This window comes from Arthrobacter sp. TMS2-4, assembly GCF_054511075.1.
The window spans coordinates 20,180-44,476 of the sequence record NZ_JBTNDI010000018.1 but is presented as its reverse complement, the minus strand read 5'-3'; the positions used below and the strand labels follow the sequence as shown (position 1 = coordinate 44,476).

At 62.7% G+C, this 24,297-nt stretch carries 18 protein-coding genes and 1 pseudogene; 11 read left to right on the top strand and 8 right to left on the bottom strand.

Features of this window, described 5'->3' with window-relative positions; all coding sequences use genetic code 11:
* Window positions 1-195: 195 nt before the first annotated feature.
* From ACX80F_RS16045 to ACX80F_RS16030, 4 genes and pseudogenes are all read right to left on the bottom strand, one after another.
* A complete protein-coding gene (locus ACX80F_RS16045) occupies window positions 196-1,140 on the bottom strand; it encodes a methyltransferase family protein (protein ID WP_459337390.1) in 945 nt (314 codons plus the stop codon).
* A gap of 60 nt (window positions 1,141-1,200) precedes the next feature.
* Window positions 1,201-2,202: pseudogene (locus ACX80F_RS16040) on the bottom strand (NAD-dependent epimerase/dehydratase family protein).
* A 282-nt stretch (window positions 2,203-2,484) separates the two neighbouring features.
* Entirely contained in the window at window positions 2,485-3,534 is a 1,050-nt protein-coding gene (locus ACX80F_RS16035) for a LacI family DNA-binding transcriptional regulator (protein ID WP_459337389.1), read from the bottom strand.
* 41 nt (window positions 3,535-3,575) lie between these two features.
* Complete coding sequence (locus ACX80F_RS16030; RefSeq protein WP_459337388.1) at window positions 3,576-5,321, bottom strand: glycoside hydrolase family 13 protein; 1,746 nt, start codon at window positions 5,319-5,321, stop codon at window positions 3,576-3,578.
* Between the two features lie 419 nt (window positions 5,322-5,740).
* On the opposite strand from ACX80F_RS16030, the gene ACX80F_RS16025 reads away from it, so the two are divergent.
* The 10 genes from ACX80F_RS16025 to ACX80F_RS15980 all read left to right on the top strand — a co-directional run bounded on the left by ACX80F_RS16025 (window position 5,741) and on the right by ACX80F_RS15980 (window position 19,977).
* Window positions 5,741-7,042 carry a sugar ABC transporter substrate-binding protein gene (locus ACX80F_RS16025; RefSeq protein WP_459337387.1) on the top strand — a complete coding sequence of 434 codons (1,302 nt, stop codon included), beginning with the start codon at window positions 5,741-5,743 and terminating at the stop codon, window positions 7,040-7,042.
* A 202-nt stretch (window positions 7,043-7,244) separates the two neighbouring features.
* Window positions 7,245-8,777 carry an ABC transporter permease subunit gene (locus ACX80F_RS16020; protein WP_459337386.1) on the top strand — a complete coding sequence of 511 codons (1,533 nt, stop codon included), beginning with the start codon at window positions 7,245-7,247 and terminating at the stop codon, window positions 8,775-8,777.
* Window position 8,778: 1 nt separating this feature from the next.
* On the top strand, window positions 8,779-9,735 hold the full coding sequence (locus ACX80F_RS16015) for a sugar ABC transporter permease (RefSeq protein WP_459337385.1): 957 nt from the start codon (window positions 8,779-8,781) through the stop codon (window positions 9,733-9,735).
* The gene (locus ACX80F_RS16010; protein WP_459337384.1) at window positions 9,735-11,684 is read left to right on the top strand and encodes a glycoside hydrolase family 13 protein; all 1,950 of its coding nucleotides are present in this window, start codon (window positions 9,735-9,737) and stop codon (window positions 11,682-11,684) included. The genes ACX80F_RS16015 and ACX80F_RS16010 overlap by 1 nt, the downstream gene beginning before the upstream one ends.
* 365 nt (window positions 11,685-12,049) lie before the next feature.
* Window positions 12,050-14,767: an alpha-amylase family glycosyl hydrolase gene (locus ACX80F_RS16005; RefSeq protein ID WP_459337383.1), complete on the top strand. Its 2,718-nt coding sequence runs from the start codon at window positions 12,050-12,052 to the stop codon at window positions 14,765-14,767.
* 95 nt (window positions 14,768-14,862) lie between these two features.
* Window positions 14,863-15,762: an aldo/keto reductase gene (locus ACX80F_RS16000; protein WP_459337382.1), complete on the top strand. Its 900-nt coding sequence runs from the start codon at window positions 14,863-14,865 to the stop codon at window positions 15,760-15,762.
* A gap of 395 nt (window positions 15,763-16,157) precedes the next feature.
* Entirely contained in the window at window positions 16,158-16,736 is a 579-nt protein-coding gene (locus tag ACX80F_RS15995; RefSeq protein WP_459337381.1) for a recombinase family protein, read from the top strand.
* A gap of 73 nt (window positions 16,737-16,809) precedes the next feature.
* Window positions 16,810-18,237, top strand: coding sequence for a transposase (locus tag ACX80F_RS15990; protein WP_459337380.1), 1,428 nt, complete (start codon window positions 16,810-16,812; stop codon window positions 18,235-18,237).
* Window positions 18,237-19,076 carry an AAA family ATPase gene (locus ACX80F_RS15985; protein WP_459337379.1) on the top strand — a complete coding sequence of 280 codons (840 nt, stop codon included), beginning with the start codon at window positions 18,237-18,239 and terminating at the stop codon, window positions 19,074-19,076. Before ACX80F_RS15990 ends, ACX80F_RS15985 begins: the two co-directional genes overlap by 1 nt.
* A 442-nt stretch (window positions 19,077-19,518) precedes the next feature.
* Window positions 19,519-19,977, top strand: coding sequence for an AAA family ATPase (locus ACX80F_RS15980; protein ID WP_459337378.1), 459 nt, complete (start codon window positions 19,519-19,521; stop codon window positions 19,975-19,977).
* Window positions 19,978-20,002: 25 nt separating this feature from the next.
* Here the strand turns inward: ACX80F_RS15980 and ACX80F_RS15975 are convergent, their stop codons facing one another.
* Window positions 20,003-20,533, bottom strand: a complete 531-nt coding sequence (locus ACX80F_RS15975) for an ArsR/SmtB family transcription factor (RefSeq protein WP_459337377.1) — start codon at window positions 20,531-20,533, stop codon at window positions 20,003-20,005.
* A gap of 710 nt (window positions 20,534-21,243) precedes the next feature.
* Here ACX80F_RS15975 and ACX80F_RS15970 point away from each other — a divergent pair.
* Window positions 21,244-21,999, top strand: a complete 756-nt coding sequence (locus ACX80F_RS15970; protein ID WP_459337376.1) for a GAF domain-containing protein — start codon at window positions 21,244-21,246, stop codon at window positions 21,997-21,999.
* 71 nt (window positions 22,000-22,070) lie between these two features.
* Here the strand turns inward: ACX80F_RS15970 and ACX80F_RS15965 are convergent, their stop codons facing one another.
* The 3 genes from ACX80F_RS15965 to ACX80F_RS15955 form a co-directional block, all read right to left on the bottom strand.
* The gene (locus ACX80F_RS15965) at window positions 22,071-22,772 is read right to left on the bottom strand and encodes an ANTAR domain-containing protein (protein ID WP_459337375.1); all 702 of its coding nucleotides are present in this window, start codon (window positions 22,770-22,772) and stop codon (window positions 22,071-22,073) included.
* A 157-nt stretch (window positions 22,773-22,929) separates the two neighbouring features.
* Window positions 22,930-23,190: a hypothetical protein gene (locus tag ACX80F_RS15960; protein ID WP_394253171.1), complete on the bottom strand. Its 261-nt coding sequence runs from the start codon at window positions 23,188-23,190 to the stop codon at window positions 22,930-22,932.
* 288 nt (window positions 23,191-23,478) lie between these two features.
* Window positions 23,479-24,219, bottom strand: coding sequence for a GAF and ANTAR domain-containing protein (locus tag ACX80F_RS15955; RefSeq protein WP_394253173.1), 741 nt, complete (start codon window positions 24,217-24,219; stop codon window positions 23,479-23,481).
* Between the last annotated feature and the right edge of the window lie 78 nt (window positions 24,220-24,297).

Genomic DNA, 24,297 nt, shown 5'->3' with positions numbered 1-24,297 from the left:
CTCCTGTCACAGGATCGATCATCGCCTCTGATGCTTCGGTCGTGAAGTCGTTCACGGCCATCTCCTCTCGGATCAGGCCGGACCCTCACACACCGTTATTCAGACAGTCCCGGTGGCGGGGTTTCTCACGCGTGGTCGGCGGGGTTATGCCGTCCTGGGCAGTGAGGGTGATCGCTTTTGGGACGCTGCGGGGGGCTAGTGCGGTGCGGTGTTGCGTGCCCGTGTGCGGCCAATACCGGGCAGGAAGCGACCGACCTTTGCGGTGTAGCGGGCGTAGGCGCGCTGGTGGGCGCGGTTCAGGTAGGGCTCTTCGACGAGTCTGACCTGAATTTCCACGGCGAGGAACAGGCAGGCCAGAGCAGTTGCGCTGACCAGGGTGGGGACCATGATCGCGATGCCGGTCATGGCTGTGAGCATGGCCGTGAAGATGGGGTTGCGGACCACGGCGAACAGGCCGGTGGTGACGAGGTCGGTGTGTTCGGTGGCGTCGACGCCGATGCGCCAGGAGGCGCCCATCCCGCTTTGGGCGGCCAGTGTACCTAGGAAGCCGATGATCGCGATGCAGGTTCCGGCCCAGGCGAGGCCGGGTAGCCGGGGCGGGACGACGACGCCAGCGAGGGCCAGGGCGGGACCTGTGGCGCCGAGCACCATGGCTGCGATGAATAGGATGCCGCCCCACCACTCGAGGGACCCGGGTTTTCCGCTGATGCCTTGGAAACCGGTGGACCCGGTTCTGCGCCAATGGATCCAGGACCGGATCCCGAATGTAGCGCTAACGCCGATGACGTAAAGGACCAGCGCGAGCAGTGCTACTGCCTGGAGGGACATGGGTGGCCTCAATTCCATTAACTGCACGGGGCTGGGTGGGTTTACGGAGGCGCCGGGGCGGTTAGCAGTGGCCCTAGGTGACACGTGAAGGAAGCGGAAGAACACGGACACGGCGACAGCGATGCATGTCAGGACGATGATCGGTCCGACCCACGCAGCGAGGCCGCGGGTAAGGGCGACGGGGGCTGGAACGATCGCGTGGACCATGTTGCGGACAGTGGTGAGGGTGAAAAGGGGGATCATCGCCGCCCACACGACCATGCAGTAGAGACAGAGGATGTAGGTATCGAACAGGGTCTGACTCCACAACATCGCAGGACTGTTGACCCGTCCGATAAGGAATTGTGGGATGGGGCTCGGAGGGGGAGGGAGTCAGAGTAGGCGTGGTGCGTATGCTTCGGCGAGCCGGTCCATCAGGGCGTCCATGTGGGCGTCCACGACCCGACGTGTGGAGTCGGAGTCATGCCAGGCGATCATTTCTCTTGCTCCCTGGCTGAACGGGGTGGTGGCGGTGAATCCGGGAACGAGGGAACGGATTTTCGTGTTGTCGAAGATCATCGTGTGCGATTTGTCGCCTAACAGGCCAGCACCCCATTAACTGTCGGCTTCGGCGATGGATTCTGAGGCGACGTGGACCAGGACGGGGTCCGGGACACCGGCAGCCGCCGCGACCTGGGTATAGATCTGATTCCAGGACGGCGTCTCCTGGCCGGTGATGTGCACAGCTTCACCGATCGCGGAGGTATTTCCCAGCAAACCTGTGAACCCTTGTGCGAAATCGCGGCTGTGGGTGATCGTCCACAACGAGGTTCCGTCTCCGGGCACGATGACGGGTCGCCCGGCGCGCATGCGTTCGACAACTGTCCATCCTCCGTCGAACGGGATCAGGGTTTCGTCGTAGGTGTGAGAGGGACGGACGATCGTGATGGGGAATCCCTCTTCGCGGTAGGCCGCAGTGAGGAGGTCCTCACACGCGATCTTGTTGCGCGAATACTCCCAGAAGGGATTCTTCAACGGAGTAGATTCCAGTACGGGCATGTGTGTAGGCGGTGTCTGATAGGCCGATGCTGAACTGATGAAGACGTATTGTCCGATGCGTCCGGCGAATATCTCGATGTCCTGCTTCACCTGCTCGGGAGTGAAGTTGACCCAGCTGACGACGCAGTCGAAGTTGTGACCACTTACAGCATCGAGGACGGCCTGCTTGTCTCGGGAGTCCGCCACTAACGTGGTGACACCCGCGGGTACCTGACGCAGAGTGTTGATTCCACGGTTGAGTAGATAGACATCCATCCCTGCTTCTACTGCCTGTTTCGTACAGTGGGCGCTGATGATTCCGCTGCCGCCGATGAAGAGTACCTTCAGTCCCTGCACAATTTACTCCTGGTGATTCGGTTGACTCCGCCTGCGATAAGTCCGCTCACGATTCGTCGCGGGCCGAGCCAAGCGAGGATGTGTCGGATTCACCGCCGGCTAGTCGATGTAGGGATAACGCTAGGTACTTAGATGCAAAAGCAACAGCCGTGGCCAAGTGCTGGAAGGAATTTTCCCTCCAGCTGCCGCGAGGTGAGGCTGGTTCACTAAGCTCTGCGGGTCCGCCAATCCGGAATGGAGTGATAGGTCGGGGACTTTCTTTCGCGGCGCAGGGGTAGGGGCTCAGTGGAAGGTTGAGTTCCGGTTCGTAGTCGGGGCTGCTGTAGACGATCGAGTCACGATGTTGATAGGGAGCTCGGTCAACGCGGGTAGTGAGCCACTGCTGCCTTCCTGGGCCTCGGCGAGTTCATCGAGGAGAATCCGTGCCGCTCGTGTCCCTTGGTCCTGGACGAATTGGTCGATGGTTGTCAGTCCGAAGATCATGCCGAGAGGGTGATTGTCGACGCCGATGACGGATAGCTGTTTTGGGACGTGGAGCCCAAGATCACGGGCTGCGAGGATCACACCGATGGCCATCTCATCAAAGGCACAGCAAATTGCGGTCGGCCGGTTGTGCGGGTCGGCCAGCAGTGACTTTGCCACCGTGTACGCGCTGTTCGCGGTGTAATCACTGATGAGTGACCATGCGGGTCGTTGTTCGAGGCCGGCGGCTTCCATCGCCGTACGGTAACCCTCTCGTCGGCCCCGGGAGACATGAAAGTAGAGGTCGGACTCCTGTTCACCGCCGACATGCGCGATCCGGGTATGGCCGAGACTAATCAGATGCTCTGCTGCGAGGCGTCCAATGGCGTGTTCGTCCACGATCAGCGAGGCCATGCCGGGAAGCGGTCCGCCGATACTGACGACCGGAATGCCTAGTGAGAGGAGCCTGGTGACGTCGTCGTGGGCCAGTCGAAGGCCGACCGTGATCACCCCGTCGAGTCGTTTCCTCAAGAGGAAGTCGTTCAGGACGCTTTCGCGGTGTCGATCACCCTGGAAGTCATACAGGGTGAGGTCGTAGCCAGCGTCGATCAGTTGCCGCGTGAGACCCTCGAGAATCGTCGAAAAGTACCAGCGGTTTACGTAGGGAAGAACGACTCCGATGTTGCGGCTCCGGCCTGTCGCGAGACTGGACGCGTGGTAGGAAACCTGGAAACCGAGATCAGCTGCGGCGGCCTGGACGCGGTGGCGGGTTTTTTGGGACACGCTTCCGCGTCCACTTAGTGCGCGGGACGCGGTTGCCTGGGAGACACCGGCGGCAAGTGCCACATCCTTAATGCCGAGCACGGCCACGTTCCCTCCCGGTCGTCACTGCCCGCGACCGCCACGTGGGCTCACCTGTATCGCAGCCAGACGCACTGCTCGGGGACCAGTATATGGCTCGTCCCTGGCGCGCTTTTGGTGACGCCCACACTGTCAAGGATCACATCGAACGGGGGAAGGGCAACTTCCTTGGGTCCGAGGTTCAGAATCACCAGCACGTCACGGTTCACGAACGCGACGACATCATCACCGAAGCCGTCGTACCAGGAGAAGGATCCCGAGCCTAACTTCAGGGCTCGCCTCTTATCCAGCGCGGCACGGTAAAGGGACAGCGTTGAACGAGGATCGCCCTGTTGTGCCGAGCGGGCGTAATTGCTCCAACCTTCCGGGTGGGGAAGCCATGAGGCGCCGGTGTCGTTGAAACCGGCAGTGGGGCCATCCTGTGTCCAGGGGAGGGGGATCCGGCACCCGTCCCGGCCGAGACGTGCGCCGGAGGTGCGACCGAAGGTTGGATCCTGTCGCACGTCATCCGGGAGTTTCGTATGGTCGGGCAGTCCCAGTTCCTCACCCTGGTAGAGGTAGACGCCGCCGGGGAGGGCGAGCATGAGCATCGCTGCAGCGCGAGCAAGGACAAGGCCACGCTGGGCGTCCGGCTGGGTATCGTCCAAGCCGATTCCGTCGCCTGCCCTGGTGTCATCGGGTTGTCCGCCGTTGGGGTAGCCGAACCGCGTGGCGTGACGCACGACATCGTGATTTGAGAGGACCCAGGTGGTGGGCGCATCGACGGCATCGAAACCCCGCAGAGAAGTCTCGATCACCGAACGCAATGGTTCCGGCTCCCAGTCCGCGCCGAGGAAGGCGAAGTTGAACGCCTGCTGCATCTGGTCAGGCCGCACCCATTCCGCAAGCCTCTCTACCGGGGAGATCGACGCTTCGGCGCAGAGCACCCGCTCTCCGTCGTATTCGCGCATGATCGCGTTCCAACGGCGGTAAATATCGTGCAGTTCGGGCTGCCCGAACATAGGCGCTTCATGTCCGGGAAACCCTTTGGTGCTGCCGCCGTCCGCTCGTCCACCCCAGTCCGGCAGTTCCGGATGCTTCACCAGCGAATGCGCCACGTCCACACGGAATCCAGCGACACCGCGGTCGAGCCAGAAACGGAGCGTCTGTTCGAATTCCTCATGCACGATCGGTGAGTGCCAGTTGAAGTCTGGTTGCGTCGAGTCGAAAAGGTGCAGATACCACTGGCCCGGACTGCCACCGGGCTCGATGACCCGAGTCCAGGCGGAACCGCCGAAGTGGGACTGCCAGTTATTGGGCGGCAGCTCGCCGTTCTTACCCTTGCCGTCCCGGAAGATAAACACGTCCCGTTCGGCGCTTCCCGGTCCGGCGGTGAGTGCGGCTTGAAACAGCGCATGTTCAGAGGAGCAGTGGTTGGGGACCAGATCGACGATGACGCGGAGGCCGAGCTCATCAGCGCGGGCGATCAGCGTGTCGAAATCATCGAGTGTGCCGAACATGGGGTCGACGTCGCGGTAGTCGCTGACGTCGTACCCGCCGTCACGCTGCGGCGAGGGATAGAAGGGCGACAACCAGATAGCATCCACGTCGAGCTCCCGGATACTCGGTAATTCTGCCGTAATCCCTTGGAGGTCACCCTCCCCGTCACCGTTCGCATCCCGGAACGAGCGGGGGTAGATCTGGTAAATCACAGAGGACCGCCACCATTCGTCGCCGCGGTGTGATTCGTCGTCCGACAGGCGGACGACGAGGGGTGTGGTGGTATCTGGCAATGCGGTAGTGGCGTCGATCGACATGATGGCGAGTGTAGCGAATGTGCCGCCTAAGTGGAACCGCTTCCAGACTGGAGTCTGCAGATCGACCAGTTGATTTCGGCTGCTCGCTTGCCAACGGTCATGGAAGACGGCCAAGTGAGCTGGGGCACTTATACCAGACCGCTCCTTTCAGTGATAGCGGACAGATAAACGGAACTTAGGGCTACTGGAGTCCGAACACCTGGAGTTGCTTCGAGCCATCAGGAGCGGGAGTACTGAGCGGAGTTCACCGTAAGATCCTTAGATTTCTCTCTAGGAGAACCGAGACCAACTCGTTAGCAAGGGTTTTTGCGCAAGCGCTTCCATTCTGGTTTCTGGCGCGCTACTGTCGTCCTGTCCGCAGCGCAGCGCTCTCGCCATAATCGGGGCCCGCGCCCACCGATTTACGCTTGAGGAGCACCATGCGCAACAAAACTACGCGCACCACTGTCCGGTCATTCGCCGTCGTAGCCAGCGTTTCATTCCTTCTCACCGGCTGTTCTGGTGGAGGTGGAGAATCAACGCCGACTGAATCGACCGCAGCGACCCCCGCGGCCGGGGAGAGCGCCGCACCTGCTGTTCGCGGCGATGAGGACCTCATCATTTGGGCCGACCCGGTCCGGATTGAATACATCCAGAAGATCGCAGACGCCTACGCGGAGGAAAACGGCATCACTGTCGGCGTCCAGGGGATCGTCAATACCCGTCAGGATTTCATCACGGCGAACTCGGCAGGAAATGGGCCTGACGTAGTCGTCGGTGCTCATGACTGGATCGGGCAGCTCGTGCAGAACGGCGCCGTCGATCCGCTTCAGCTCTCACCGGACGCCCTGGCCGGGTACTCCGAAACGGCGGTCGACGCATCCACGTATGAAAACCAGCTGTACGCGTTGCCGTACGCAGTTGAGGCTGTGGCCCTGTACTGCAATACCGAGTACGCCCCGGACACCTACACCTCGATCGAGGACGTCATCGCGGCCGGCCAGCCAGCCGTGGATGCCGGCACCCTGGACGTTCCGCTCATCCTGCAGCAGGGCGAACCGGGCGACGCGTATCACATGCAGCCACTGTTCACCTCCGCCGGAGGATACGTCTTCGGGCGTGACGCGGAGGGCAACTACGATCCGACCGATCTGGGGTTGAACAAGCCCGAATCGATCGCGGCGGCCGAGAAGATCGCCTCACTGGGCGAAACCGGAGCGGACACCATCCGCCGGTCAATCAGCCCCGATAACTACCTCTCGCTGTTCACCGAGGGCCGGGCGGGTTGCATGGTTTCGGGTCCGTGGGCGCTGCCTGATGTCAAGGAAGCCCTGGGAGACAACTACTCGATTCAGCCCGTTCCGGGCTTCGCGGGCATGCAGCCGACGGAACCGTTCATGGGCAGCCAGGGTTTCATGGTCGCCTCCAACGGCCAGAACAAGGCTTTCGCTCAGGAGTTCGTCGCCAACGGTGTCAACAATGAAGAGGCCATGCGGTCGCTGTTCGAGGCGAGCAACCAGCCGCCAGCCATGGAGTCAGTACGCGAAGGCGTCACCGACGAGGACGTGCTGACGTTCGCCACCGCTGCAGACCAGGGCGCTCCGATGCCAGCGGTTCCCGCGATGGCTGAAGTGTTCGCCCCACTCGGCCAGGCCTGGTCAGCGATTATCGGCGGCGCCGATCCGACCGAGACGATGAACCAGACTCACGAGACAATCGCGCAGGCCATCGCCGGTCAGTGACATCCGCTCACACCCGTGGGCCGGGCGACCGGCCCGGCCCACAGGTGCCACGGGACCCTCGACGGCCCCACTTATCTGACCCGTAGAGGTTTCTGAAGCGACTTTGGAGCGTGACGGTGTGAACCAGCGTGTAGCAAGCAGGGCTGAGAAGAAGGCACGGAGTGGTGGCCTTGGCAGCAAAGAAGGAGGATCCAGCGGTGTAGTGGGGCTGCTGGTCAAAATCGTCGCTCTCGGCACGATCATCGGGTTGGCGGTCATGCTGACCCCGGCCCTGGTAGGGACCGGGCAGTGGGCCTTCCTCATCGTTATCTGGGGCATTGTTGCCGTGCTCGCGGTGACGTATGCGACCCGCCGCTTCATTCCAGCCAAATACCTTGTGCCGGGCACGCTCCTGCTCGTGCTGTTCGTGGTGTACCCGATCCTCATGACGTTCCAACTCTCGACGACGAACTACGGGGACGGGACTCGGACCACGAAGGAAGTGACAGTTTCGCGCATCATCGGGAACGCGGCGCAGCAGGTCCAGGGCGCCAAAACCTTCGGGCTCTCTGTCGGCAGCGAAGGTACGGCCACTTCCGGCCCCTACACGTTTCTCCTTGTGGATACTGCAACCGACGAGGTTTTCGCCGGGACGCCGGACGGACTCAGCGAGCTCGACCCGGACACGGTCACGGTAGAAGACGGCGTGATCACCGAAGCGGAAGGGTTCACTCTGCTGGACCGCCGCCAGATCAACGAGTTCAGCCAGCAAGGCGGTGAGCTCGAGGGGTTCGCCGTGCCGACGGAGGATGGCGTCATTACAGCTCAGGGCTTCAGCGCCGTCGAACTTTTCTCGCCGCTAGAGTACGACGAAGCCAAGGACACGATCACGAACGTCGAGACCGGCGTGGAATACACGCCCGTCCAGTCCGGGGATCGGAAGTTCTTCACCAGCGCCGAGGGTGAACGCCTGTCGGACCAGTCCTGGGGCGAAAACGTCGGTGTGGGCAACTACGTGCGGGCGTTCACCGACCCACGCATCAGTAGCGATTTCGTCGGCATTTTCATCTGGACTCTCGTGTTTGCCGTCCTGTCCGTGGGCACCACCTTCGCGCTGGGCCTGTTCCTGGCCACGGTCCTCAATGACGCCCGGGTACGCGGCCAGCGGGCGTACCGGTCGATCCTGCTCCTGCCGTACGCCATCCCCGGGTTCATTGCACTGCTGGTCTGGTCGAGCTTCTTCAACTCGGAGTTCGGCCTGATCAACAACCTGCTGAACCTCGATATCAACTGGCTCGGTAGCCCGTTCTGGGCGAAAGTTGCTGTCCTACTGGCCAATCTTTGGCTTGGCTTTCCGTACATGTTCCTGGTCTGTACGGGTGCACTTCAGGCCATCCCGTCGGATTACAAGGAAGCCGCGTCGCTGGACGGCGCCACCGGGTGGACGAATTTCAGCAAGATCACCTTCCCCCTGCTGCTGGTCTCGATCGCGCCTCTCCTGGTGGCTGCCTTCGCCTTCAACTTCAACAACTTCAACGCGATCTTCCTGCTCACCGAGGGCGGGCCTTTCAGCCCGGACAACCCGACCGCCGGTGGAACGGACATCCTGATCAGCTACACGTACCGTCTGGCGTTCGGAGGCGGCGCACAGCAGATCGGCTTCGCCTCGGCGATCTCGGTGATTCTGTTCATCATCACCGGCGTCCTCGCCGCACTGCAATTCCGTGCCACCCGGGCACTCGAGGAGGTTGGCTAACATGACACAGGTAAATCCGCAGGCCGGTCAGGTTGTATCACCGTCCGATCTCACCGACCCCGCCAGGCGCGGCAAGCCCTTCAAAAGCTCACCCGCGAACAAAATCCCCCGCGGCCGATGGTTCAAAGAGGTCGGCTGGCGTCACCTCGTCGGCATCATCGCGATCGTGTACGCGATCATCCCGATCCTGTACATCCTCTCGGCGTCCCTGAACCCGGCTGGCAGCGTATCGTCAGCGTCCATCCTGCCGCAGGCCATCAGCTTCGAAAACTACGCCGCCCTCTTCAACGACCCGAATCGCCCGTTCGCCCGCTGGTTCCTCAATACCCTCATCGTGGCGGTCGTTGTCGTGATCGTGTCGCTCTTCTGCAGCGCACTGGCCGCGTACGCGTTCTCCCGATTCCGTTTCAAGGGCCGTCGCGGCAGCCTGCTCACACTGCTGCTAATCCAGATGTTCCCGCAGTTCCTTGCGGCCGCAGCGCTGTTCCTACTGTTCACCCAGATCGGTGAGGTGATGCCGGCCATCGGTCTGGACACCCTTGCCGGTTACATCATCGTGCTCCTCGGAGGCGCACTGGGCCAGGTCTGGCTGATCAAAGGCTTCTTCGACACGATTCCACGCGAACTGGACGAAGCCGCCCTCATGGACGGTGCCACACATACCCAGCTGTACTTCAAAATCATCCTGCCGCTGGTCACCCCGATCCTCGCGGTCACCGGGTTGCTCTCCTTCATCGGTGTCCTCGGCGAGTTCATCCTCGCGTCGATCTTCCTGCGCGACAACGAAATCAAAACCCTCGCCGTCGGCCTGTACGGACTCCTCGACGCCGACCGGACCAACAACCTCGGAATCTTCGCCGCGGCAGCCGTACTCACCTCCATCCCGGTCATCCTGCTCTTCCAGTACCTGCAGAAGTACATCGTCGGCGGTATCACCTCAGGCGCGGTGAAAGGCTGATGGAAATCCTCGCATCACACACGGAGGGCCAGAGCCCCGCATCCCCCCACCACCTGCGTCACCTGCTCCACCAGCCACACCACGACGGATCCGCACTGTATGTCCCGGAGCAGGCACCCTCCCTGGGAGATGTTGTCCCGGTGCGCCTCTTCGTGCCCCACGGCGCCGACGGGTCGCCCGGGGCCACCGCGGTCACACTACGTGCGGTACACGACGGCGAACCACACCTCGAGACCGCTGAGCCGGAGGCCAGCGATGCATCCGGGACCTGGTGGCGGGCACCGCTGCGGGTGGTCAACCCGGTGACCCGCTACCGATTCCTGCTGACCGGGCCGCCCGGATCCTTCGCCGGCGCGTACACCTGGCTGAACGCCACAGGGATCCACCGGCGGGAGGTCACCGACACCGCGGACTTCCGGGCTGTAGCGCACCCACCGGTGCCCGACTGGGTCGCCGACGCGGTGGTCTACCAAGTGTTCCCGGACCGGTTCGCCCGCTCGGCCGCCGCCGACACCCGGACCCTCCCGGCGTGGGCCAAACCCGCCGCCTGGGACGACGCAGTCATCCACCAGGGGCCGGATACCCCGCTGCAGCTCTTCGGCGGGGACCTGGCCGGGATCGCCGAGCACCTCGACCACCTCATCGAACTCGGGGTCACGGTGCTGTACCTCACCCCGATCTTCCCGGCGCACAGCAACCACCGATACGACGCCTCCACGTTCGACCACGTCGACCCGCTCCTCGGCGGAGACGAAGCATTCGCAGACCTCGTGCGGGACGCACACTCCCGCGGCCTACGTGTCATGGGTGATCTCACACCGAACCACACCGGTAACTCCCACGAGTGGTTTCTCGCCGCCCAAGCCAACGCCAAGGCACCCGAGGCTCAGTACTACTTCTTCGAGAAACACCCCGACCAGTACGCCTGCTGGTTCGGACTGCCGTCCCTGCCCAAGCTCGACCATTCATCGACCGCACTGCGCCGGCGCATGTACGAAGGAGCCGACTCCATCGTGGCGCACTGGCTCACAGCCGGGCTCGACGCGTGGCGGATTGACGTGGCGAACATGACCGGCAGGCACGGCGCGCAGGACCTCACTCACGACGTCGCCCGGACCCTGGTCGCCACAGCCCGCGAGACGAATCCGGAGGCGTGGGTGCTCGCCGAACACGGACACGACGCAAGCCCGGACCTTCAGGGTGATGGCTGGCACGGCACCATGGACTACGCGGGATTCACCCGACCAATATGGACGTGGCTGGGCGGGGCCGAAACCTCGACCCGCCCGTTCTTCGGTCAACCAGCGGCGTCACCTGTCCTCAGTGGCATCGATGTCGTCACCGGGATGAGGGAGGTGCACGCCGTGATGCCCTGGCGGGCGCAAGCCGCATCCACACTCCACCTCGACTCCCACGACCTGCCACGGTTCCGGACGGCGACCGGCGGTGACGGCTCCGGGGACATTTCCAAGCGGGGCCGTGAGAAACACCTGGTGGGGTTGGCGCTGCAACTGACCATGCCCGGCGTCCCGTCGATCTTCGCCGGGGACGAAATCGGCCTCACTGGAGTGGATGGCGAGCACTCACGCACACCGTTCCCCTGGCACCGCCGCGAGGACTGGGACGGGCAGACCCTGGACGCCTACAAGGCCTTGATCGCATTGCGGCATCAGCACGTCGCGCTACGCCACGGGGGCCTGCGCTGGGTTTATGTTGGCGACGATTCGATGACGTACCTGCGCGAGCACGCCGATGAGCGCATTCTCGTGCACGCCGCCCGTGCGGGCCACCCACCGGTGGCCCTGCCCCTACGGGCTCTCGGCATCGAATCGGTAGACCATCTGGTTCCCCTTCTCGGCGAACCCGGTACATCGATCGACGCTGACAACGTGCGGCTGCCGGCCGGCGGACCGGCAGCTCATGTCTACCGGCTTGTCACGGCCCCCTGACAGCAAGAGGAGCATCCTCATGTCAACGGAGAAGGCTCGCGAAGAACCACAGACCTGCCCGCACTGCGGGCAGGTCCTGCATGACGAGCCCATTGTTGTAGATCACGCGCTACGCGTCGGCTTGACCTGCGACCAGCACGGCATCGCATCGATTGTGGAGCCCTTCACGCCCTAGTTGCTCACCCAGTGGCAAGCGGCCAAGTGGTTCAGGACCGACAGTCGTTCCCCGATGGTTGAGCCGAGGTGAGCGGCCCGAACATGTCCATGAAGGAAGGCGGCCCAGAGAGCCCGACCGTAATCAGCTGACCCTTTCACTGCACAGCGACACAGCATTCGCCATAACTCGCCCTTCCAGAGGAGACCCTGTGAAACCCCGCCACGCCACCGTAGCCGTACTGACCGCCCTCGTTGCCGGTTCCGTCACGTCCCTGCCCGCCAATGCCGCCCCGAAGGATCCCGGCGACTCCCCTCCCGCTACTGCGCAGCATTCCCTGCGTCCGGCCGTCACCGACGAGAACTTCTACTTCGTCATGGCCGACCGCTTCCAGAACGGCAGCACGGCCAACGACGACGGCGGTCTCGGATCTGACCCGTCTGTGTCCGGCTTCGACCCCACCCAGATGGGCTACTACAACGGCGGGGACCTCAAAGGCCTTCTCCAGGAACTCGACTACATCCAGGGCATGGGCACCACCTCCATATGGCTCACCCCGAGCTTCAAGAACCGTGCAGTGCAGCCAGAAGACGGAACTGCGGGTTACCACGGCTACTGGATCACGGACTTCACCCAGATCGACCCGCACCTCGGCACGAACGACGACCTCAAGGCCCTCATTGACGCAGCACACGCGCGTGGCATGAAGGTGTACTTCGACATCATCACCAACCACACCGCCGACGTCATCGGCTACGACGCCGGAGAGCGTGCCCCGTACATCTCAAAGGACGAGAAGCCGTACCGCGACGCGGACGGCAACGCCTTCGACGACCGCGACTACGCGGGCACGGGCACCTTCCCGGAGCTGGATGCTACAACCTCGTTCCCGTACGTTCCGGTGGTGCCCGAAGCCGACCGGAACCTCAAGGTCCCCGAGTGGCTCAACGATCCCACGCTGTATCACAACCGCGGCGACACGACCTTCGCGGGCGAGGACGCCTATTACGGAGACTTCTTCGGGCTCGATGATCTCTCCACCGAGCACCCGCGTGTGGTCGACGGCATGATCGACATCTACAAGACCTGGATTGCCGACTTCGGTGTCGACGGCTTCCGGATCGACACCATGAAGCACGTGAACGACGAGTTCTGGCAGGAGTTCGGCCCGGAGGTGCTCTCCTACGCACGGGAGCAGGGCAAGGACGAGTTCTTCATGTTCGGTGAAGTCTTCGATGCCTCCAAGTCCTTCACCTCCCAGTTCACTACCCGGAACCGGATGCAGTCCGTCCTCGACTTCCCGTTCCAGGCCGCAGCCCGGGGCTACGCGTCGCAGGGCGCACCGGCGTCCGAACTGGAGACCTTCTTCGCCGGCGACGACTGGTACACGGACGCGGACTCCAACGCCTACAGCCTCCCGACGTTCCTCGGGAACCACGACATGGGCCGCATCGGCAGCTTCATCACCTCGGACAACCCGGGCGCCGCGGAGGACGAGCTGCTGGCCCGGGACACCCTCGCACACGAACTGATGTACTTCTCCCGCGGCAACCCCGTCATCTACTACGGCGATGAGCAGGGCTTCACCGGCGTCGGAGGCGATAAGGAATCCCGGCAGAGCCTGTTCGCAAGCCAGGTTCCTGAATACCTCGACGACAACCTCCTCGGCACCACGGCGACCCACGCCACGGACAACTTCGACCCCGACCACCCGCTCTACCAGGGCATCGCGACCCTTGCCGGGGTCACCGCCGAACACCCTGCCCTGCGCAACGGCGCCCACCAGCACCGCTACGCCTCCGACGGCCCAGGCATCTACGCGTTCTCCCGCATAGATGCGAAGGACCAGCGCGAGTACGTTGTGGCGCTCAACAACAGCACCGAACCGCAGACTGCGGCCATCCCCACCTACGCCGCCAAGCGCAGCTTCGGACTCGTCTACGGCGAGGCACCCACCCGCCTGAAGTCAGGTGCCGACGGCACGCTCAACGTCACCGTACCCGCACTATCCACAGTGGTGTACGAACTCTCCGGGAAAATTCCGCACTCAAAGGCGGCTCCAGCCATCACACTGCAGCAACCTGCTCCCAGTGCGGAAGACAACGGCCGTATGAAGGTCGCCGCTGACGTCGCCGGGTCCTCGTTCTACGAAGTCACCTTCGAGGCTCGGGTGGCAGGATCAGACTGGGCAAGCATCGGCACGGACGATAATGCCCCCTACAGCGTGTACCACGACACCAGCGCGCTCCCTTCAGGCACGGCCGTCGAGTACCGCGCAGTGGTCCTCGACAACGGCCGCCACACACGGACCTCGGCCGCGGTACCGGCCACCGTCCCAGCGCCCCGGCTCACCATGGGCCTGCCCACCGAAGGCACACAAGTCCAAGGCGAGGTCGAGGTGACCGCAACGGCGAGCCCGGAGAACTCCGACTACGCCGTGACGCTCGAACGGAGCGTGGCCGGTGGAGCGTGGACCGCCATCGGCACCGATGACTCATCACCGACCTATACCGCCATTGACGACCTCGCGGCGCTCGACCTTGCTGAGGGCACCCAGGTGAGCTACCGGGCCGTGCTCGGCACCTCGATCAGCGACATCCGGACCGTGACCACCGGCTCGATCATTGAGCAGCCGGGCACGGTCGCAGTGGCCGGCAGCCTCGACTCGGAACTGGGCTGCGAAACCGACTGGGACCCGGCTTGCGACCAGGCACAAATGATATTCGACGACGCATCGCAGACCTGGGTTCTTGAAGTCGCTGATCTGCCCGCCGGCAGCTACCAGTACAAGGTTGCCCTGAACCGAGGCTGGGACGAGAACTACGGAGCCGGCGGCGCACCCAACGGCACCAACATCGCACTCAACCACGCTGGCGGCCCGATAACCTTCACCTACGATCACCGGACGCATGTAATCACCACGCAGTAACCAATCCACAGGAATGACGGCGGCCGAAACCCCAAGGTTCCGGCCGCCGTCGGCATGATGCAACATAGACAACGGTTCCTAAAATGCACCTCAGAATGGAGCACGAAAGCGGCATGATTTCGCGACAGCTCGGTAACTCATCCCTAAGCGTTTCTGCACTTGGTTTCGGTGCGGGCCATATCGACACGACGAATCTGAATGAGAAGACCGCCCAGGACCTCCTTGATACAGCCCTTGGGTTGGGCATCACCTTTTTTGATACCGCCCGTGGCTATGGTGCGTCCGAAGAACGGCTGGGACGATGGCTGCCCCCACACCGGGACCGCGTCGTCCTGTCCACGAAGGTCGGCTACGACGTTCCAGGACACCAGGACTGGACCGCCGGAGCCGTCACAGGCGGCATCGACCGTGCCCTGAAAGTACTGAACACTGATGTCATCGATGTGGTCTTCCTGCACTCCTGCCCCCTGCCTGTCCTTCAGCAGGGAGAGGTTATCGACGCTCTGCTCGCCTCCCGCGACGCCGGAAAAATCCGGGTCCCAGGCTACAGCGGCGAAAACGCTGAACTAGCATGGGCCGCGGACGCCGGAGTCTTCGGTGCCCTCCAAACCTCGGTGAATCTGGCAGATCAGCACTCACTAAGGCACATGCTTCCCCGCGCTCAGGAACACCATCTCGGGGTGGTCGCCAAACGTCCCCTCGCAAATGCCCCCTGGCGCCACACCCATCGACCCACCGGGATCTACGGAGAAACCTATTGGGATCGGCTCCAACGTATGGGCCTTCACCCTGCCGACGGCGACTGGGCTGGAACCGCCCTGCGATTCTCGGCCTTCGCCCCCGCAGTCAGCACCGCCATCGTCGGAACATCCAACAAACGCAATCTCACAGCCGCAGCCACCGCGATCGATAAAGGGCCCCTGCCTCCCCCCGAGCGGGAACGATGGGAACAAGCGTTCGCTCCCTACGACGGGAAATGGACCGGAGAAATCTAAAACCCAAACATTTGCCCGGTTGACCCCAGAGGACAAAAACCGCCCAACTACCGGTGCGACCACCCTCCAAACAGATATCGATCGTTCTCACCACTGAAGTTGTTCTGCGAGAATCCGTAGCTGCTATTTCACTAAGGGCCCGGCGCAAAGCTCGGATACATGAATGTGTTATCAACGACCGTCCGGAGAACACTGCAGTCCGAGAGAGCTGACAGCGGCGCGTCGTGTCTCATGAACCGTGTCCGGAAGCTGCGTATTAAACGACCGTATTTGCTACAGGCGACGTAGGTGCCGCTGATCGGCTCCTAGAAGCCCGTTTCCTGTAGCGATACTCAGTGCTACAATCTATGCTCCACTTCTGCCCCGAATTGACGGGTTCCGCTACATTGGAGGGCATGGGTCACCTTTTGGGTTACGCGCGAGTGTCGACCACCGATCAGGATGCCGCGCTGCAGGTCGATGCACTGAATGCTGCTGGCTGCTATCGGGTGTTCGTCGACACCATTTCGGGGTCCCTCGATCAGCGCCCGGAACTCACCAAACTTCTGGATCAGCTTCGCCCAGGTGACACGCTCGTGGTGTGGCGGCTCGACCGCCTCGGCCGATCCATCCGCCACCTGATCGATCAGCTCACCGCACTTCAGGACAAGGGCATCGGGTTCAAGTCCCTGCAGGAAACTATCGATACGACCTCACCGGGCGGCCGATTGGTCTTTCACGTTTTCGCGGCGCTGGCCGAGTTCGAACGAGACCTTATTAAGGAGCGCACCAACGCCGGCCTCGCAGCAGCCCGTGCTCGAGGTCGCACCGGTGGACGACCACCACGGCTGAGTCCTCACCAAGCCACTGCCGCGCGTCGCATGTATGAGCAGCAGGACATGACCGTCGAACAGATCGGGAAGGTCCTCGGTGTCAGCAGGACCACCATTTACCGGACGTTGAAGCGAGACCATGTGACCGACCAAAGGCCGTAAACCGAAGGTGAAGCCGGCGGTGTAGATGGCAGAAGGTCAGGCCCCGAAGGATTCCTCGTCCACCCCAGCGGACGTGGTCACTGAACGCTGGTCCTACCTCCGCCTCAACGTCGAAGACGATGTCCCCCTGACGGCCATCGCCCGCGAGAGCGGCATCCCGCTGCGGACCCTCGAACGCTGGAAACACACCTACAAAGTCCACGGGCTACAGGGGCTCAAACCGAAACAGCGCGCCAAGCCTGAATCACTTAACCCGGACGTCGTGCGCATGATCGAAGGGTTCGCCCTCATCCGACCCCGACAATCCATTGCCGCCATCACCCGCACTGTGACAAAGATCTGCGCGGAGAAGGGCTGGCCGATACCGGCTTATGCGCAGGTCCGCCGGGTTGTGGCTCACCTCGATCCCGGGATGAGAGTGCTTGCCCTCGAAGGACCGGTGGCGTACCGCGACAGATACGAGCTGGCGCTACGCCGCCAAGCCGATCAACCCAACGCGATCTGGCAAGCCGACCACACCATGCTCGACATCCTCATCCTCAGCGCCGACGGAAAACCCATACGGCCCTGGCTCACGATTATCCTCGACGACCACTCCCGGGCAATCGCCGGCTACATGGTGTTTCTCGGCGCACCGACCTCCATGAACACAGCCCTCGCACTGCGTCAGGCAATCTGGCCCAAAAGCGACCCCGCGTGGCCGATCTGTGGAATACCCGACGTCCTTTACGTCGACCACGGCTCCGACTTCACCAGCCACCACCTCACCCACGTCACCAACGACCTGCGGATCCGGATGATCCACTCCGCCGTCGCCCGACCGCAAGGCCGCGGGAAAGTGGAACGATTCTTCGGCACCATCAACACCGAACTCCTCGCCGAACTGCCCGGACACATCACAGCAGGGCGCCCCCACCCAACACCCATACTGACACTCGGCGACCTCACCACCGCCCTGCACGAGCTCATCGTGAACACCTACAACCACCGCCGACACAGCGAAACAAAGCTCACCCCCACCAAAGCGTGGATCGCAGACGGCTGGATGCCGCGCCTACCCGACACACTCGAGCAACTCGACGAACTCCTCCTGACAGTCCAGGCACCGCGCAAAGTCCAACGCGACGGCATCCGCTTCCAGGGCCTGCGCTACATCAGCCCGATCCTCGCCAGCTACGTCGGAGAGACCATCACCCTCCGATATGACCCCAGAGACATCAGCGAGATCCGCGTCTTCCACCGCGACAGCTTCGTCTGCAACGCCATCAACACCCAGTACGAGCACACAAGCATCAGTATCAAGGAAATCCAAGCCGCTCGAACTGCCCGCCGCCGCCAGCTGCGCACCCACATCAACGAACGCATCACGACCTTCCCCGTCCACCTTCCACAACCCGAGCGGGACGAACCGACATTTCCTGCCGCACCTCCCAATCCATTACCCGCCGCATCACCGCACAGCACGCCGCGGCCACGGCTGCGCCTCTACGAGGAGGACTAATGCCTGGTCGCTTCATTCCCACTAAGGAGCATCGTCTTCCCACTAAGGAGCATCGTCGATTCGTCGAGTTCGCCAGCGCCGTGCGCAAGCAACGCACCATCGGGATCTGCTTCGGGCCCGCCGGCGTCGGCAAGACCCTCTCCGCCCGTCGCTACGCCCACTGGGACACCGTCGAACCTCTCGTCCACACCTGGGGGCCCCGCGACGAAAGCGACGAAAAGGCGTGGGCGGCAGCTCATCAGACCCGCACCGTCCTCTACACGCCGCCCGTCCTCGCCCGACCCAAACAACTCCGGGACGAACTCGACCTCTACATCGATCGCACCGGAATCTGCATCGAACACCACATGATGACCACCGGATACAAGCCACCCATCTCCGGACGAGCAGCAGCATGGCACAAGTTCGTCGAACTGCTCATCGTCGACGAAGCCGACCGCCTCAACTCCACGGCACTGGAAATCCTCCGCGACCGCCACGACCGCCAAAACACAGCAGTGATCTTCATCGGCATGCCAGGACTCGACAAACAGTTCAGCCGCTACCCCCAGCTCTACAGCCGGCTCGGCTTCGCCCACCAATACCGACCACTAGGACACGACGAGCTCGTATTCGTCCTACATCGTCAATGGTCCCGCCTGGGCCAAAAGTTCGATCCGGACGACTTCACCGATGCCCAAGCAGCCGCCACCATCGAACGCATAACCCGAGGGAACTTCCGACTCCTCGAGAGGCTCTTCCCCCAGATCGAACGCATCCTCAAAATCAACGACCTCCACGTCATCACCAACGACGTCGTCGAAGCAGCCCGCAGCACACTCGTCATCGGAATTACTTGATCAATCAACCCCGCCAATCAGCGCGCAAAAACCCCGCCACTCCTACAGAAAGTCACACACAGGTATGCGGGCTTGACGGTGGTGCACAAGCCGCGTGCGAAGCGTCGTCGGCAGGTTGCAGTGACTGCGACGGGTTTTGCTACCGGCTCGAGGTGCGCCCATGCGCGTCGCCGGTTGCATCACCTCCTGAAAACCGCCCACCGGTCCGGCCGTGAGCCGTGGGGCTCGATGTACGCCACCGGGCACGGCGAGCACTGGCGGGCCGTCACCGACTACGCCAAGCGTCACCACGAGCTCTGGGCGGAAACGCTTTTGACATCCTCCCGGTGAACCAGTCCGTCGATGAGATCGAAGCCGTAGCCGCAGTCCAAGATTGATCCCTCATTCAGTCCGTCCCGCCAAGATCCGCCATCGGGTATGGGCACACCGATAGGCTGCCTTCATGTCCCGGATTCTGATCACCGGCATGTCGGGGGCAGGGAAGACAACGGTGCTGAACGAGCTGTCCCGGCGGGGCTACCGGACGATCGACACCGACTACGACGGCTGGGTTCTTCCGGATCGAACATGGGACGAACCCCGAATGGCGGCCCTTCTCCTGTCTGACTCGCCGCTCTTCGTCTCGGGCACTGTTGAGAACCAGGGCCGCTTCTACGATCGGTTCAATGCCGTCGTTCTCCTCAGTGCCCTGATCGAAGTCCTCATCGAGCGGGTATCTGTACGGAGAACCAATCCCTACGGCAACTCGGAAGCAGACCAGTCCGCGATTCGCCGGCACATTCTCGAGGTCGAACCGCTGCTGCGCCGCAGCGCCTCGGTCGAACTCGACGGCCGTCGACCAGTCCCGGAACTGGCCGATGAGATCGAAGGCCTCCTTGCGCCGTCCGGCGCCGTCCAGTGAGCCACCTTGCCGTGCAGCTCCAGCCCTAGGACTTTGGATGGCGGTAGCCGGCCCCGAAGAACCCGTACTTCTCTGAGTTGGGGGAGGGGGCGTCCTGGGCGTATTCGGTGATCACGTCCTGTAGTCGCTTCTCGAACCCATCGAGGCGCTCCGGGGTCAGGTACAAGGTCACAGACGATTCGCCGAAGCGAGCCTGGGGAGGCGCAGCCGTATACCCGTCCAGAGCTGACCGGAGGATCGCGTTGCGCACATCGACCGAACCCGGTGAGGTGTCCTGGAACGAAAGGATTCTCGTCTTGCCCGTCGTCTCGTAAGGGATTTCGCGGGCGCCTCGACGGCCGGTCCGCTCCTTCTGCATCTCGACGAAACCCTGGTCCAGGAGCACGGTGACGTGATGCAAAGTCGCTCCGGGACTCGTTCCCAGATCCTCGGCGAGCTCCTTGTTGGTCTTCGGCTCGCCTCGGAGAGCCTGCAGGATCCGGATGCGGACCGGATGCGCCAGGGCTTTGGCTTCCGCCGCGGTGGCCTCTCGTGCCGGCTGATCCTCGTATCCCACCATCCGAGCATAGACGCCACCCAGGAAGTGATCTAGTGTTCTGGATCAGTAGTGATCCGGAACCGCGGATCAGTCGAGGTGGGGGACGCGCAGATGACCGTAGTGGGGGACCGATCGACGCGGGTCCAGGTGCCGTCGACGTATTACTGGTGGCTGTTCGGTGTGGTGTGGACCCTGGTCGGGAGTTCTCCTCGATCTATAGCACGGCGCCGTATGCGCCGATCACCAGCTCGCCGCTGGGCAGAGCAAGCGATGGTATGAGAGTGCGAATAAGGGCCAGAGCGAGATACGCCGGCATGAGGCGCAATCCTTTGCGGTGAGGAAATTTGGGAACGAGATAAAGCGACTGAACAAGCTTCGGCGTGAGGTCGCCCGCTTGGGCGCAGCTCTACGCCCGGTAACTGTTCCTCAGTGTCGGCTATGTGATGTTCGAGGTGGACGCGAAAGGTAAGACCGGGATTAGTTTGACCGGGCACCAACAGTACGGAACGGTACCGTCGATCTACTGTGCAGAGCACCCCCGGCGCGGCGTCTGCGTCTCGCGCCGTCTGGTTCAAGCTTGAGGGGGCTTGCCACCACGAGGATAGTAAGCATACTGATAGTTTGTGGTGGGTCGCCGATGGAGAGGCGCCTGTGTTGAGTAGAGATTCATCAGGAGGGGACGGCAGATGAGTACAGGGGCGCGGATCCGGCAGGTCCGGGAGGTTTTGATGTCGACGCAGCTGTGCTTGGAGGATGTGTGGATCGCGTATTACGCGATGGGAGGTGCGGCGTCGCGATTCGAGCTCGAGGCGTGCTTGGCGGGGGTCTTAACCTTGGACGGTGGCGAGTGTGAGGTGCTCGTCGAGGCGACGAACACGCGGCTGGCTCAAAATCACATCGGGATGAGGATCGCCGACTGTACTGATTCGTCATTCGGAAGGCTGCTCTGGCATGCCGAGCATGAAATGGGCGCTGTGGGGGCGTTCCTTCTCACTCCCCAGGAGCAGGAGCGAGAGCGGCTGGAAGCGGTCATCCGGACTGGGTTGCTGGATACGGCACCGGAGGATCGGTTCGATCGGATCAGTCGGCAGGTGAGTGATCATTTTCGTGTCGGCGCGGCGATGATCACGGTCATCGATGACCGCCGGTGTTTCGGGAAGTCAGTGATCGGCCCTCTGCGCCGTGAGGTCTCTCGAGCGGTGTCCCTGTCTGACCTTGCGCTCCGCCGCGCCCGCCCGACGGTTATCCATGACACAACAACGGATTATCAGTGCAGGGACACCCCGTTTGTCCTCGGCGACCCGCACCTACGCTTCTTCGCAGGGCATCCTCTCCGCGGACCGCGCGGATGGATGATCGGGACATTGTGCATCGCGGATCAAACCCCTCGAATTTTTACGGCCGATGACGGGCGTATCCTCCGCGCTTTTGCGCAACGGGTGGAGGATGAGATCAACGGGCCGCGTATCCTGCCAGAGCTGTGATGTCCACCGGAGCGGTCATCGCCTGACTGTGGCAGGTCATCGGGCGAGGTTCACGGTCAGTGGGGTATCGCTCAGAGATCGAAGTGAGTACGGACGGGCGCGGTCTGACCGAGGGAGGCGATCAGGTTCGCTGCGAGGTCCCGGAGTTTGATGTTTCGGCTCTGGGAGGCGGTGCGCAGGATCGCGACCGCCTCGTCCTGGCTGCACCGGTTCTGTCCCATGATGACTCCCACCGCGAGGTCGATGACGGTCCGGGTTTCCATGGCAGCCCGCATGTGCGCGGAGTTCTCATTCAGGGCGGCGATCCGTACCGCCAGGCGCAGGGACTTCGACGCGTCCCGCGCGAAGCCCTCGGCGACCTTGATGCTCGTCTCGTCGAAGGCGTTGGGTGTCACCGCATAAAAATCCAGGCCCGCACTGGCGCCTGCATCGAGCCGGATGGGGATCCCTAGGGCCGAGCGGATCCCGTGTCCGGCGATGGCCTGCCGGTACTCGGGGAACCGGGGCTCGGTGAGGAAATCGGGGATGTGCACGGTGTACCCTTCACGGGCTGCGCGCAGGCACGGGCCGTCGTCGAACCCGTATTGCACCTCATCCATGACACGCGCCCGTTCACTGCTGCTGGCCACCGTGGTCATCGACTGGGGCCGCAGCAGGGTCACACCGCAGAACACCTCACCGTGGGCCCCAGTGAACGCTGCCGCCGCGACGGAGATCAACCCCTCCAGGAACTCCTGGACGTCCTGGCTGTCCAGGACCATGTCCTGCAACAAGGCCGTTACCTCGTGATCAGCGGCCTCCTTAGCTAACTCTCTCTCATCCGGCACAACATTCTCCTCTACATAATTATCGTCGATCAGGTTCCGGTGCATCGGGGATGTCCTTTTCACTGCACGATCTTTTGAAGAAGACCTGAATAATGCGAGCTACTCACAAACGACGTGCTATGCCGAGTACTGGCCGAGGACGTGGAGATTCCTGTGATGGTGTGATCTCCGTGGCGTCCCGGCGATCGAGCTCTTCGGTCAGTTCCTCGTTGCGGGATTCCGTCTCGGGATGAGGTTCTCCGTCCTGCACGTACTCATGGGACAACTCGCGCTGAATCTTGCTATTGAGGACTTCAACCTGCGGAAGGCTTAACGCGGACAGGTCTTCGGGGAAGGATTCGGACGGGCTCAGACGTGTGGTCATGGAACGCCTTTCGACGAAAAGAGAGCATGATGAAGCAGGGCTCCCTTCTGAACCGCTGCTGACCCTATCAGTTCCATGATTTCGCTCCCAATCTTCGCCCCCACTGCGCTGAGGACGATGCTGCGAAGAGCACGATGCAGTGACCTCGCACCATCTATGCCCTCCAAGCTTTGATCCGTCGTCCGCGGTTCCCGGCATTCCCCACGCTGCAGGCAGTGAATTGCACTTACCCCAGCAGTCACCGCAAGCAAGCAATGTTCATCACCGCACGAACAGACACCGATCCTCTTAGTGTGGCGTCCTGATTTGCTCTGGAAGTTCACCGCTGCTGATGAGGCGATCGGCGACGTCCCAGAGTTTCAGGTGGGTGCGCTGGCTGGCCATGGACAGCACGATGAACGCCTCCTCGCCGGTGATCTTGTGGCGTTCCATCAGGATCCCCTTGGCCTGGCCGATGACATCCCGGGAAGCCACCGCCTCGTTGAGTTGTCGGTTCTTCTCGGCCTCGGCGAAGGCGACGGAGGCATGGGAGGCGACCAGCAGGCCGATGTTCTCCGACTCGTCCGTGAACGCGTTCGCTTCGTACGAATAGAGGTTCAGGGCTCCGAGGTCGTCGCCCTCGACCCACAGCTGGATGGAGAGCATGCCCCGGGCGCCGGCCTCGGCGGCCCGAGAGGAGAACAGCGGCCACCGCGTTTCGTGCGCCATGTCCGGGACCCGCACCGTGCGGTGCTTGTAGGCCGCTTCCAGGCACGGGCCCTCGTCGGTCTCCATTTGCAGCGCATCGATCCGCGCGGGCAGGGACCCGGTGGCGCCCCGCGAACCAATGTGTTTACGCCCGAGGACGACGCTGACGGAGCCTTCGTCGACACCGGGAATCAAATCCAAGGCCGCGTGGACGAACCCCGCGATGATCGCGTCCGAGTCCGGCTCCCGCTGCAGCGACCGGGCGAGCTCCGCCAGTTCCGTGGCGAGATCGCGCTCACGTTCGCTGCCGCCGTGATGGGAGGACGGCATACCCCTGGTCACAACGGGCTCCTCGCTCATCTTTCACACCCTCTCACGATGGGGTCTACTGCGTTGACGGCTGGGGCTTACTGTAATCCT